Source organism: Luteimonas sp. A277, from assembly GCF_054052045.1.
The window spans coordinates 222,622-233,936 of sequence record NZ_JBSVRG010000002.1; the positions used below are offsets into that span (position 1 = coordinate 222,622).

General features: G+C 67.8%; 13 protein-coding genes. 10 read left to right on the plus strand and 3 right to left on the minus strand.

The features are described from left to right. Window positions 1–49: 49 nt before the first annotated feature. Together ACW7G2_RS03110 and ACW7G2_RS03115 are read right to left on the minus strand one after the other, a co-directional pair. On the minus strand, window positions 50–847 hold the full coding sequence (locus ACW7G2_RS03110; RefSeq protein WP_456972601.1) for an amidohydrolase: 798 nt from the start codon (window positions 845–847) through the stop codon (window positions 50–52). A gap of 95 nt (window positions 848–942) precedes the next feature. Further along, window positions 943–2,091, minus strand: a complete 1,149-nt coding sequence (locus tag ACW7G2_RS03115; RefSeq protein WP_456972603.1) for a pyridoxal phosphate-dependent aminotransferase — start codon at window positions 2,089–2,091, stop codon at window positions 943–945. A gap of 226 nt (window positions 2,092–2,317) precedes the next feature. Between ACW7G2_RS03115 and ccmA the strand changes: the two genes are divergently transcribed. Genes ccmA through metX form a run of 10 tightly spaced genes read left to right on the plus strand, consistent with a single transcriptional unit; the run spans window position 2,318 to window position 10,295 of the window. After that, a complete protein-coding gene (gene ccmA / locus ACW7G2_RS03120; RefSeq protein WP_456972605.1) occupies window positions 2,318–2,977 on the plus strand; it encodes a heme ABC exporter ATP-binding protein CcmA in 660 nt (219 codons plus the stop codon). Continuing rightward, the gene (gene ccmB / locus ACW7G2_RS03125) at window positions 2,974–3,657 is read left to right on the plus strand and encodes a heme exporter protein CcmB (RefSeq protein ID WP_456972607.1); all 684 of its coding nucleotides are present in this window, start codon (window positions 2,974–2,976) and stop codon (window positions 3,655–3,657) included. Before ccmA ends, ccmB begins: the two co-directional genes overlap by 4 nt. A 60-nt stretch (window positions 3,658–3,717) precedes the next feature. Then, complete coding sequence (locus tag ACW7G2_RS03130; RefSeq protein WP_456972609.1) at window positions 3,718–4,467, plus strand: heme ABC transporter permease; 750 nt, start codon at window positions 3,718–3,720, stop codon at window positions 4,465–4,467. Further along, window positions 4,464–4,628 carry a heme exporter protein CcmD gene (gene ccmD / locus ACW7G2_RS03135; protein ID WP_456972611.1) on the plus strand — a complete coding sequence of 55 codons (165 nt, stop codon included), beginning with the start codon at window positions 4,464–4,466 and terminating at the stop codon, window positions 4,626–4,628. Before ACW7G2_RS03130 ends, ccmD begins: the two co-directional genes overlap by 4 nt. Next, complete coding sequence (ccmE, locus tag ACW7G2_RS03140; protein ID WP_456972613.1) at window positions 4,625–5,107, plus strand: cytochrome c maturation protein CcmE; 483 nt, start codon at window positions 4,625–4,627, stop codon at window positions 5,105–5,107. Before ccmD ends, ccmE begins: the two co-directional genes overlap by 4 nt. A gap of 48 nt (window positions 5,108–5,155) precedes the next feature. After that, entirely contained in the window at window positions 5,156–7,111 is a 1,956-nt protein-coding gene (locus tag ACW7G2_RS03145) for a heme lyase CcmF/NrfE family subunit (RefSeq protein ID WP_456972615.1), read from the plus strand. Continuing rightward, a complete protein-coding gene (locus tag ACW7G2_RS03150; RefSeq protein WP_456972617.1) occupies window positions 7,108–7,662 on the plus strand; it encodes a DsbE family thiol:disulfide interchange protein in 555 nt (184 codons plus the stop codon). The genes ACW7G2_RS03145 and ACW7G2_RS03150 overlap by 4 nt, the downstream gene beginning before the upstream one ends. Beyond that, on the plus strand, window positions 7,659–8,105 hold the full coding sequence (locus tag ACW7G2_RS03155; protein ID WP_456972619.1) for a cytochrome c-type biogenesis protein: 447 nt from the start codon (window positions 7,659–7,661) through the stop codon (window positions 8,103–8,105). The genes ACW7G2_RS03150 and ACW7G2_RS03155 overlap by 4 nt, the downstream gene beginning before the upstream one ends. Continuing rightward, complete coding sequence (locus ACW7G2_RS03160) at window positions 8,105–9,121, plus strand: tetratricopeptide repeat protein (RefSeq protein ID WP_456972621.1); 1,017 nt, start codon at window positions 8,105–8,107, stop codon at window positions 9,119–9,121. Before ACW7G2_RS03155 ends, ACW7G2_RS03160 begins: the two co-directional genes overlap by 1 nt. Before the next feature lie 58 nt (window positions 9,122–9,179). Further along, on the plus strand, window positions 9,180–10,295 hold the full coding sequence (gene metX / locus ACW7G2_RS03165) for a homoserine O-acetyltransferase MetX (protein WP_456972623.1): 1,116 nt from the start codon (window positions 9,180–9,182) through the stop codon (window positions 10,293–10,295). 267 nt (window positions 10,296–10,562) lie between these two features. Here the strand turns inward: metX and ACW7G2_RS03170 are convergent, their stop codons facing one another. Next, window positions 10,563–11,315, minus strand: coding sequence for an OmpA family protein (locus ACW7G2_RS03170; RefSeq protein ID WP_456972625.1), 753 nt, complete (start codon window positions 11,313–11,315; stop codon window positions 10,563–10,565).

Genomic DNA, 11,315 nt, shown 5'->3' on the forward strand with positions numbered 1-11,315 from the left:
GGTCGGGCAGCCAGTAGACACCAGCCGCCGTAAAGAAAATGTGCCCCCGTCAGCGCAGCTCGAACCGGTCGCCGTCAAGCATTGCCGGGAAACGCTCACGATGCGACGCCAGTTCGGCCGCCAGCAGCGTGGTGGTACTCACCACTTCGTTCTCACCGCACTCGCTGGCGGCATCACCGACAAAGTCGATCACCGCGCTGTCGCCGGAGTAATCGATGCCGTTGCCATCGGTGCCAACGCGGTTGAGCCCGGCCACGTAGCACAGGTTCTCGATCGCCCTCGCCCGCAGCAGGGTTTTCCATGCATGCGCGCGCGCGGCCGGCCAATTGGCGACAAAAATCTGCAGATCGAAATCCAGTGCTTCGGGGCGCTCCACGTCATAGCGGTTGCGGGCAAACACCGGGAAGCGCAGGTCGTAGCAGACCAGCGGGCAGATCCGCCAGCCCTTCCACTCCACGGTGAGCCGGTCGCGTCCGGGTGCATAGCGCTCGTGTTCTCCGGCATACCGGAACAGATGCCGTTTGTCGTAATGCTGCACCTTGCCGTCGGGGGTGGCCCAGAACATCCGGTTGAAGACGTCCGCGCCGTCCCGGATCTGGATGCTGCCCGTCACTGCGGCATCAATCGCGGCGGCATGGTCGCGCATCCAGGCCACGGTGGGGCCGTCCATGGTTTCCGCATTTTCGATGGCATCGTTGGAGAAGCCGCTGGTGAATGTTTCCGGCAGGATCACCAAGTCGGTGATGCCCTTGAGCGAGGAGATCATCTCGCCGTAGTAGTCACGGTTGCCGGCTGGATCGTGCCAGCGGGTCTCACCCTGGACCAGGGAAATACGCAGATTGTTCATGCCCCAATCCTACCCCGTCCGTACGCCACACGGGCCCGACGGTCGGGTCATCGCTCCGGTCGGGGCGGGGCCACGACGCCTCCGCCCCGGTCAAGTCACAGTCGCTTAAGACGCTCGATCGCCGCATCCAGGGTCTCCTGGTTCTTGGCGAAACACAGCCGCGCAAGGCGCTGGCCGACGGGCGGGGTTTCGTAGAACGGCGACAGCGGGATCGCCGCCACGCCGTGTTCGGTGGTCAGCCAGCGACAGAAAGCTGCGTCATCCAGATCGCTGACCGCGGAATAGTCCACCAGCTGGAAGTACCCGCCCGGTACCGGCAGCGGAACCAGTCGGGTTTCCAGCAGCTGCTCGCGGAAGCGGTCACGTTTGGCCTGATAGAACGCACCCAGTTGTTCATCATGTTCCGGCTCCTCGCGCAGCATTTCGGCGAATGCATGCTGCGCCGGGCCGAAAGTGCAGAACACGTTGTACTGATGCACCTTGCGCAGCTCGGCAGACAGTGCCGGGGGCGCGATGCAGTAGCCCACCTTCCAGCCCGTGCAGTGGTAGGTCTTGCCGAAGCTGGACACCACGAACGCGCGCTCGCGCAGGGTAGGGTGGCGAAGCACCGTTTCGTGCCGGACACCATCGAACACGATGTGCTCGTACACCTCATCCGACAGCAGCCAAATGCCGGTGCCCTCCAGCAGCCTTTCCAGCTCCTCCAGATCATCCGGCGTCAACATCGCCCCGGACGGATTGTGCGGGGAGTTGATGATCAGCATCCGCGTCTGCGGCGTCACGGCGGCACGGATCCGTTCCCAGTCCGGCGCGAACGTACGCGGATCCAGCGGCACGTGCACGGCGCGCGCGCCGGCCAGCTCGATCGCCGGCTCGTAGCAGTCGTAGGCCGGATCAAGCACGATCACCTCCTCGCCCGCCCGCACCACCGCGTGCACCGCGTTGAAGATCGCCTCGGTGGCGCCGCTGGTCACCGTGACCTCGCCCTGCGGATCCACCTGCACCCCGTATACGCGCTGCACCTTGGCTGCGATCGCCTCGCACAGCGCCGGCACCCCGGTCATCGGCGCGTACTGGTTGTGGCCGTCGCGCATGGCCCGGGCCAGGGCGTCCACCAGCCGCTGCGGCACCGCAAAGTCAGGGAACCCCTGCCCCAGGTTGACCGCAGCGTGGCGCGCCGCCAGCTGCGACATGACGGTGAAAATGGTGGTACCAACGCGGGGCAGCTTGCTTTCGGGAATCATCTGTCGTCCTTACCCATCTGCATCCAGGGAATCCACCCGTCCGACGCGGCGCCCGAGTGTAAGCCGCCCCGTGGCGCCGCGGCCATGCCCTCCCTGCCCCCTGTCGCACCTGTCCCGGGCGCGTTCCAGGCATGTGAACGCGGGCGAATCGGGCCGCAGCCGCACCTCGACTGGATACAATAGCGCCTGTGTTCAGCCGGCCCCCTGCCGGCACGCCAGGAACTGGATGTACGACCCCCAGCTCGCCACGCCCATGCTCAGCGCGCGCGGCCTGCGCTTCACGCGCAACGACAATCCGGTGTTCGGCCCGCTCGACTTCGCGGTCGAGGGCGGCGAGGCCCTGCTGGTGCGCGGTGGAAATGGTTCCGGCAAGACCACCCTGCTACGCGTGCTGGCCGGTTTGCTGCGCGCCGACGAAGGCACGGTCGAGATCGACGGCGAGCCCACCCGCGCTCAGCTGCGCTCGCGGATCATGGCCTACCTGGGCCACCTTCCCGGCTTGAAGGCCGATCTCAGCGTGCTGGAAAACCTGGATTTCCTGTGTGGCCTGCACGGTCGCCGCCGCGGCCAGGCGCCCGAGGCGGCGCTGGCCATGGTCGGCCTGGCCGGCTACGAAGACACCCCCGTGCGGCAACTGTCCGCAGGCCAGAAAAAACGCCTCTCGCTGGCCCGGCTGTGGCTGTCGCCAGCGGCGCTGTGGCTGCTGGACGAGCCCTACGCCAACCTCGATCTGGGCGGGATCGAGCTGGTGAACCGGCTGGTGCAGGCGCATTTGCGCAACGGCGGCGCCGCGCTGGTCACCACCCATGGTGCCTATGCCGCGCCCCCGGTCCGCACGCGTGAACTTCTGCTCGGCGGCCAGGTCGAACCGGTGCCTGCGCCATGACCCGGCCCGGATTGCTGCAGGCAGCCTCGGCGCTGGCCGTCCGCGATCTGCGCCTGCTCTGGCGCCGACGTGGCGATGCCCTGCAGCCGGCGCTGTTCGCGGTGCTGGTGGTGGTGCTGTTTTCGCTGGCCCTGGGCGGGGATGCCGAACTGCTGGCGCGCGTGGCCGCCGCGGTGCTGTGGGTGGCCGTGTTGCTGTCGGGCCTGCTGGCCCTGGACACCCTGTTCCGCGGCGATGCCGAGGACGGCTCGCTGGAGCAGTGGATGCTGGCGCCGGTGCCGCTGGCCTGGCTGGTGCTGGTGCGCACCGTGTTGCACTGGGCCACCACCGCCCTGCCCCTGCTGGTGGCCACGCCGCTGCTGGCCGAGCTGCTGCAGCTGCCGCGCGAACAGCTTCCGGCCATGCTGGCGGGGCTGGCACTGGGCACGCCGCTGCTCAGCCTGATCGGCGCGGTGGTGGCGGCGTTAACCGTCGGCATGCGCCGGTCCGGTATCCTGTTGGCGCTGCTGGCCCTGCCTCTGTACGTACCGGTGCTGGTGTTCGGCGCAGGCAGCGTCGCACTGGCCGCGCAGGGCCTGGACCCGGTCGGCGGCCTGCTGATGCTCGGTGCCGGCCTGGTGCTGGCACTGGTACTTGCCCCGGTGACCGCCGCCACCGCGATCCGGATTGCGCTCAATTGACATGACTTCCCATCAGCGAAACCCTTCGCCGCCCGCGCACGCGGCAGGTAGCAGCCAAGAATGAATCCCGCCCTCCTCTGGTTCCACAAACTCGGTTCGCCCCCCTACTTCGACCGCTTCGCAGCCCGCTGGGCGCCGTGGTGCTACGGGCTGGGGGTGCTGATCATGGGCGTGGGCGTGTACCTGGCGCTGTTTTCGGTGCCGCCCGACTACCAGCAGGGCGACAGTTTCCGCATCCTGTATATCCACGTGCCGGCGGCCTGGATGAGCCTGCTGATCTATGCCCTGATGGCGCTGTACGCGGCCATTGCCCTGATCTGGCGGATCAAGCTGTGCGAGATCCTGGCCATGGCCTGCGCACCGATCGGTGCGGCCTTCACCTTCATCACCCTGGCGACCGGCAGCATCTGGGGCAAGCCCATGTGGGGCACTTGGTGGGACTGGGATCCGCGCCTGACCACCCAGCTGATCCTGCTGTTCATGTATCTGGGCGTGATCGGCCTGTACCACGCCATCGACGACCGCCGCGCGGCCGCCCGGGTGGCCTCGCTGCTGGCCATTGTCGGCGTGGCGCTGCTACCGGTGATCCGCTACTCGGTGGTGTGGTGGAACTCCCTGCACCAGGGCCAGACCATCCGCGTGTTCGGCGAGTCCAGCATGGATCCGAGCATGATGCCGCCGCTGGTGTGGATGGTGATCGGCACCAAATTCTGGTTCGTTGGCTCGCTGCTGGCCCGTGCCCGCGCCGACAACCTGTATCGCGAAGCTGGCAAGGACTGGGTCCGCCGCCTGACCGGGGCCAAGTCATGACCTACGCCGGCTACGTGCTTGCTTCCTACCTGGTATTCACCGCGGTGCTGCTGTGGGACTTCGTGGCCCCGCGCATCCGCACGCGGCAGTTCCTGCGCGCGGCCCGCCTGCTGGCGGCCCGGCGCGCGGCCGCAGCAAAAATGGAGAGTGATCCCCAATGAATCCGATCCGACGCAGACGCCTCTGGTTTGTCCTGGCGCTGGTGGCCGCCGCCGCCGTGGCCACCGCTCTGGTGGCGATGGCCCTGCAGCGCAACGTGGCCTACCTCTACACCCCGGCCGAAGTGCTGGACGGCCGCGCCGGTGAGGCAGTGGCCTCCGGCCAGGCGCGCTTCCGCCTCGGCGGCATGGTCGCCGCCGGCTCCTTCAACCGTGAATCCGGCTCAATCGACTCCCACTTCATGGTCACCGACGGCGATGCCCAGCTGCCCGTGGTCTACACCGGGATCCTGCCCGACCTGTTCCGCGAGGACCAGGCGGTGATCGCCACCGGCCAGATGCAGGGCGACACCTTCGTTGCCGAGCAGGTCCTGGCCCGGCATGACGAAACCTACGTGCCGAAGGAAGTGGCGGACAAAATGGGCCTGGCTCACGAAAAACATGGGGTGGAGACGCCCGCCGACGAGGCCATCCGCAAGTGATTCCGACCCCCTGCACTCCCCTGATTGCCAATAACGGAGGCAAGCCCGATGCTGCCTGAACTCGGCCAGATTGCGCTGCTCCTGGCCCTGGTGGCGGCCGTCATCCAGGCAGTGCTGCCGCTGGCAGGCGCCCAGCGTGGACTGCATTCGTGGATGGCGGTGGCCCGTCCCGCAGCCTGGCTGCAGCTGGCGCTGATCGGCATTGCCTATGCGCTGTTGACCTGGGCGTTCATCAGCCAGGATTTTTCGGTGCGCTATGTGGCCGAAAACTCCAACACGCTGCTGCCCATGATCTACCGCATCACCGCGGTGTGGGGTGGGCATGAGGGCTCGCTGCTGCTGTGGGTGCTGATCATTGCCCTGTGGAACGCTGCGGTGGCGCGCTGGTCGCAGTCACTGCCGCCGCAAGTCAGCGCACGCGTGCTTGGAGTAATGGGCGCGGTCGCGCTGGGCTTCCTCGCCTTCACGATCTTCACCAGCAATCCCTTTGACCGGCTGCTGCCCGCCGCGCTGGAAGGGCGCGATCTGAATCCGCTGCTGCAGGATCCGGGCATGATCGTGCATCCACCCATGCTGTACGTGGGCTACGCGGGCTTCATCGTGCCGTTTGCGTTCGCCATCGCCGCCCTGCTGGACGGCAAGGTGGATGCCCGCTGGCTGCGCTGGAGCAGGCCGTGGACCAACGTGGCCTGGTCGTTCCTGACCATCGGCATCGCGCTTGGCTCGTGGTGGGCCTATGCGGAGCTGGGCTGGGGCGGCTGGTGGTTCTGGGATCCGGTGGAGAACGCCAGCTTCATGCCGTGGCTGGCCGGCGCGGCGCTGATCCATTCACAGGCGGTCACCGAAAAGCGCGGCAGCTTCCACGGCTGGACCCTGCTGCTGGCCATCGCCACGTTCTCGCTGTCCCTGCTGGGCGCGTTCCTGGTGCGCTCAGGCGTGCTGACCAGCGTGCACAGTTTTGCCGCCGATCCGGAACGCGGGCTGTTCATCCTGCTGTTCCTGGGCATCACCGTGGGCGCGTCGCTGCTGCTGTATGCCCTGCGCTCGCCGGACAACGAAGCCGGGCGACCATTTGCCGCTGCTTCGCGCGAGACCCTGCTGCTGCTCAACAACCTGCTGCTGGTGGCGGCCACCGCGATGGTGCTGCTGGGCACGCTGTACCCGCTGCTGGCCGATGCGCTGGACATGGGCAAAATCTCGGTTGGCCCACCCTATTTCGGCCTGCTGTTCGTCATCCTCATGGCGCCCCTGGTGCTGCTGTTGCCGTTCGGGCCGCTGACCCGCTGGCAGCGCGAAGAGCCAGGCAAGCCGCTGCGGATGCTGGCGCCGTGGTTCGTGCTGGCGCTGGTGGGCGGAGCGATCGCCTTCTTCCTCGCGCCGCAGGCGCCGTGGAAGATCGCCGCCGCGATAGGCGGAGGCCTCTGGGTCGGTTTCGGGACCCTGCGCTTCGTGTGGTCGCGGCTGCGCTCGGCCAGCGGACGCATGTCACTGGAAATGTGGGGCATGAGCCTGGCCCACTTCGGCGTGGCCCTGTTCGTGGTGGGCGCGCTGATGGTGAGCGCGCTGGACGCCGAGCGGGAAATGGCCATGCAGCCCGGCCAAGTGGTTGAAGTGGACGGGATGGAATTCCGCTTCGATGGCGTGGAGCGCGTGCAGGGGCCCAACTACATCGCCGACCGTGGCAGGGTGATGCTGCTGCGCGACGGCCGCGAGATCAAACTGCTGACGCCCGAGAAACGGCACTTCGCCAGCGGCGGCCAGGTCATGACCGAAGCCGCGATCCACACCGGCTTCTTCGGCGATGTCTACGCCGCCATGGGCGAGCCGCTGGGCGACGGCGCCTGGGCCGTGCGCGTGCACATCAAGCCGTTCGTGCGCTGGATCTGGGCCGGTGCCGCGCTGATGGCGCTGGGCGGGTTCGTAACCGCAGCCGATCGCCGCTTCCGTCGCAGGCAGTCCCCGCGAGCAGGGACTGGGCAGACCGGGCGGAGGGCCGCCGAATGAGTGCTGCCGCCCCCCGGTCACGCTGGCTGCCGCTGGTCGTGTTCGGCCTGATTGCCGCCCTGCTTGCCGCGGGCGTCTGGCTCAGCCGCGACCCGGATCGTGACGCGCTGCCCTCGCCGCTGATCAACCGCCCCGCGCCGGAGTTCGAACTGCCGGTACTGCATGCGCCGGACTACCTGGTCACTGCAGAGGACCTGCGCGGCGCGCCTTACGTGCTCAATGTCTGGGGCAGCTGGTGCCCGGGCTGCCGCGACGAGCATCCGGTGCTCACCGACTTCGCCGAAACACGGCGCGTGCGTCTGGTGGGCTACAACTGGAAGGACGAGCCGGATGACGCCCTGCGCTGGCTGGAGCAGTTCGGCAATCCGTACTGGCTGGTGGTGACCGATTACGAAGGCCGCTACGCCATCGACTGGGGCATCTACGGCGCACCGGAGACATTCCTGGTCGACGCCGACGGCATCGTGCGCTGGAAGCACGTGGGCCCGCTGACCGAAGAAAGCCTGCGCACCGGCCTGCTGCCGGCGCTGGATGAGGTGGAAGGCGGATGAGAACCCTGCTGCTCGCATTGCTGTTGGCATTTATCCCCACGACCGTCCTGGCCCAGGCGGCCCAGGACCCGACCCCGCTCGAGTTCCGCGACGCGGCCGAGGAAGACCGCTTCCGCCAGCTGGTGGTGGAGCTTCGCTGCGTGATGTGCCAGAACCAGTCGCTGGCCGATTCCAATGCCCAGATCGCCCATGACCTGCGCCGCGAGGTGCTCTCATTGATGCGCCAGGGCATGAATGACAACGAGGTCCGGGATTTCCTGGTGGCCCGCTACGGCGAGTTCGTGCTGTACCGGCCGCGCGTGTCGGCCAATACCTGGCTGCTGTGGTTTGGCCCCGGCGTGCTGCTGCTGGCCGGCGCGGTGGTGGTGGTGCGCACCGTGCGCAAGCGCAGCAGCGCCGTGGCCGGCGAAGAAGTGCCGGTCGATGACGGACAGGAGTGGTAATGGTTGCTTTCATCATTCTTTCGGCGCTGCTTGCAGTAGCCGCGGCCATGGTTCTGGCCGGGCCACTGCGCGGTCAATCCCGGCGCACGGCAATCGCCGTCGCGCTGTCGGTTCCATTGCTTGCCACCGGCCTGTACCTGCTGGTGGGCACCCCGGACGGACTCGACCCGGGGCAGCGCCAGGCGCCGACCACCATGGAAGAAGCGGTTGCCCTGCTCGAGGCGGACCTGGAGCGTGACCCGCTGCAGGGCGAAGGCTGGCGCCTGCTTGGCCGGGCCTACGCCGAGATGGGACGCTACGAAGATGCCCGCGATGCGCTCGGCCGCGCCGCGCGCCTGGATCCGGAAAACCCCGGCATCCTGACCGAGCACGCCGAGGCAATTGCCTCCGTGGAAGCGGCGGGTGGTTTCACTGCGGAGGCCAGGGCGCTGCTGGAGCGGGCGTTGCAGATTGATCCGTCCTACCAGCGCGCGCGGCTGTTTCTTGGCATCGCCCAGCGTCAGGCCGGCGAAGATGCTCTTGCGGCGGAAACATGGGAGCCGCTGCTGACGGTACTTGGGCCCCAGGCTGCCGCCGGCCTGCTGCAACAGATCAACGCGGCGCGCGGCGATGCCGGCATGGAGCCGCTTGCCGATATCCCGCAGGCGGCCGACGCTCCGTCGTCGCCCAACGCGGTCCGGGTGCGGGTTACGGTTGACCCCGAGTTCGCTGCCATGGTGCGGCTGGATCCCGACGCAGTGGTGTTCGTGGCCGCACGGGTGCCGGGCGGATCGCCCATGCCGGTCGCCGCCCAGCGCCGGCTGGTGCGCGACCTGCCGCTGGAGCTGACCCTCGACGACAGCGACGCGGTAATGCCTACCCAGGCCCTGTCGACGGTAGAGGAAGTGGAACTGGTGGCACGCATTTCCAGCACCGGCACCGCGTCTGCCCAGGAGGGCGATATCACCTCGACACCGGTACGGATCAAGCTCCCCGCGGACGGTCCGGTGGAACTGGTGCTGGGCGCACTCGACTGAGGCGCTCTGCGCCCACGGACGGTTACGGCCGGTTGCCGCCAACGTTAAACTGGCGGCCATGACCGAATTCATCCCCCAGGGCACCCGCTTTCTGGCCCTTCCCGAATCCTTCCCGATGAAACGCGGCGGCGAGCTGCGCGACGGACGGCTCGCCTACGAAACCTGGGGCCGGCTGGACCCGGACCGCAGCAATGCCGTGCTGATCCTTCCCGGCCTCTCACCCAACGCCCACGCCGCCGCCAATCCGGACAACCCGGAGCCCGGCTGGTGGGAAGAGATGGTTGGCCCCGGCCGACCCATCGATACGGACCGCTGGTTCGTGGTGTGCATCAACCCGCTGGGCAGCTGCAAGGGCTCCAGCGGCCCCGCCTCGCCCCATCCTGACGACGGACGGCCGTGGGGGCTGCGTTTTCCCGAACTTTCGGTTGAGGACATCGCCGATTCGGCCGCCCACCTGGTGCGTGCGCTGGACATCGGCAGGCTGGCCTGCGTGGTGGGAAATTCGATGGGCGGCATGTGCGGGCTGGCGTTCCTGCAGCGCTACCCCGGCATGACCCGGAGCCATGTGAACATCTCCGGCGCGGCACAGGCGCTGCCGTTCTCGATCGCCATCCGCTCACTGCAACGCGAAGCGATCCGCCTGGATCCGAACTGGAACGGCGGCGACTTCGATGATGAACGCTATCCGGAAGCAGGCATGCGCATGGCCCGCAAGCTGGGAGTGATCACCTACCGCTCGGCGCTGGAATGGGATGGACGCTTTGGCCGGGTGCGGCTGGAGTCCGACCGGCGCGATGACGAGGATCCGTTCGGCATGGAGTTCCAGGTGGAAAGCTACCTGGAGGCCCATGCGCGCAAGTTTGTGCGCCACTTCGATCCCAACAGCTACCTCTACCTGAGCCGGTGCATGGACTGGTACGACATCGGCGACTGTGCCGGCGGTGACATCGACGCCGGGCTCGCCTCCATCCGGGTGGAGAAGGCGATGACGATCGGCGTGCACACCGACATCCTGTTTCCGATCCAGCAGCAGCGCCAGATCGCCGACGGCCTGCGTGCCGGCGGCGCCACTTCAACCTTCGTGCCGCTGGAGTCGCCGCAGGGACACGATGCCTTCCTGGTCGATTTCGACCGCTTCGGCCCACCCGTCCGCGAATTCCTCACCGGCCTGTAGGAGCGCGCCATGCGCGCGAAGCCGCGTGACGTCAGGTTTCGCGGGCGTCGCCGGGGCTTTCACAGGCGGGCCGGCGGGGCTGCCCTGGGCGAGACCCGCCGTAAACCCATCCATGGGGGCTTGTCGGCGCCGTCCATGGCGCCGACAGTCCCGCCCAGGGCAGCCCCGCCGGCCCCTCACGTTTGGTGGCGCCCGAAGCATCGTGCTGGACCAGGATTCACGCGGCTTCGCGCGCATGGCGCGCTCCTACAGTCTCCGGATTGTGCGTTACAGGATCTGGAACTGGATGCGGCGGTTGCGCGCGCGGCCGTCGTCGGTGTCGTTGTCGGCCACCGGCTCGTCCGGTCCCTTGCCCAGCACCGCCAGGTTCGCGCGCGGCACGCCCAGCGACTCCAGGTGGTCACGTACCGATTCGGCCCTGGCATGGCTGAGCGCCAGGTTCGCCTGACGATTACCCACGTCGTCGGTATGGCCCACCACCTGCACCCGGGCATCACCGATCTCGATCATGCTGGCGGCCATTTCAGCGAGGATGTCCTCGCCCAGCTGGGTCAACCGCGCGCTGCCACTTTCAAACTCGATGATGCGATCACCCAGGGTCGCATCCAGAAGCCCCTGGCCGGAGCCGCCGGTCTGCAGCGCATTGGTGACCGTGTAGGTGCTGTTGCTGGCCAGGCTCAACTCGCTGGCCACCTGCTGGCGCTGCGCCTCGTTCACCACTTGCCCGCTGACCCGCACGCTCTGGCCGTTGATGTCCAGCTGGCCGGTCGAGATGCGCTGCAGGCCCGGCGTGATCATGCCGGCCACGTAGCTGCCCCAGTTGGGTGGAGTCGGAATCGATTCCACCTGAATCCGGTCAACCACCCGGTCCCGGCCATAGACCTCACGCAGCTGGTCCAGGATTTGCGCCTTGGTGGTCTGGTCGGGCACCACGCCCTCGGCAACAACCGGTTGCTGGTCCTCCTGCGCGGTCGCCGCGAAAGCGGTCAGCAGGAGCGCGGCAAGGATTGGAACTCGCAT

Bases quoted from the DNA above. Each gene is read 5' to 3' on its own strand.
- ACW7G2_RS03110 (WP_456972601.1), bottom strand. From the start codon at position 847: ATGAACAATCTGCGTATTTCCCTGGTCCAGGGTGAGACCCGCTGGCAC.
- ACW7G2_RS03115 (WP_456972603.1), bottom strand. From the start codon at position 2,091: ATGATTCCCGAAAGCAAGCTGCCCCGCGTTGGTACCACCATTTTCACC.
- ccmA (WP_456972605.1), top strand. From the start codon at position 2,318: ATGTACGACCCCCAGCTCGCCACGCCCATGCTCAGCGCGCGCGGCCTG.
- ccmB (WP_456972607.1), top strand. From the start codon at position 2,974: ATGACCCGGCCCGGATTGCTGCAGGCAGCCTCGGCGCTGGCCGTCCGC.
- ACW7G2_RS03130 (WP_456972609.1), top strand. From the start codon at position 3,718: ATGAATCCCGCCCTCCTCTGGTTCCACAAACTCGGTTCGCCCCCCTAC.
- ccmD (WP_456972611.1), top strand. From the start codon at position 4,464: ATGACCTACGCCGGCTACGTGCTTGCTTCCTACCTGGTATTCACCGCG.
- ccmE (WP_456972613.1), top strand. From the start codon at position 4,625: ATGAATCCGATCCGACGCAGACGCCTCTGGTTTGTCCTGGCGCTGGTG.
- ACW7G2_RS03145 (WP_456972615.1), top strand. From the start codon at position 5,156: ATGCTGCCTGAACTCGGCCAGATTGCGCTGCTCCTGGCCCTGGTGGCG.
- ACW7G2_RS03150 (WP_456972617.1), top strand. From the start codon at position 7,108: ATGAGTGCTGCCGCCCCCCGGTCACGCTGGCTGCCGCTGGTCGTGTTC.
- ACW7G2_RS03155 (WP_456972619.1), top strand. From the start codon at position 7,659: ATGAGAACCCTGCTGCTCGCATTGCTGTTGGCATTTATCCCCACGACC.
- ACW7G2_RS03160 (WP_456972621.1), top strand. From the start codon at position 8,105: ATGGTTGCTTTCATCATTCTTTCGGCGCTGCTTGCAGTAGCCGCGGCC.
- metX (WP_456972623.1), top strand. From the start codon at position 9,180: ATGACCGAATTCATCCCCCAGGGCACCCGCTTTCTGGCCCTTCCCGAA.
- ACW7G2_RS03170 (WP_456972625.1), bottom strand. From the start codon at position 11,315: ATGCGAGTTCCAATCCTTGCCGCGCTCCTGCTGACCGCTTTCGCGGCG.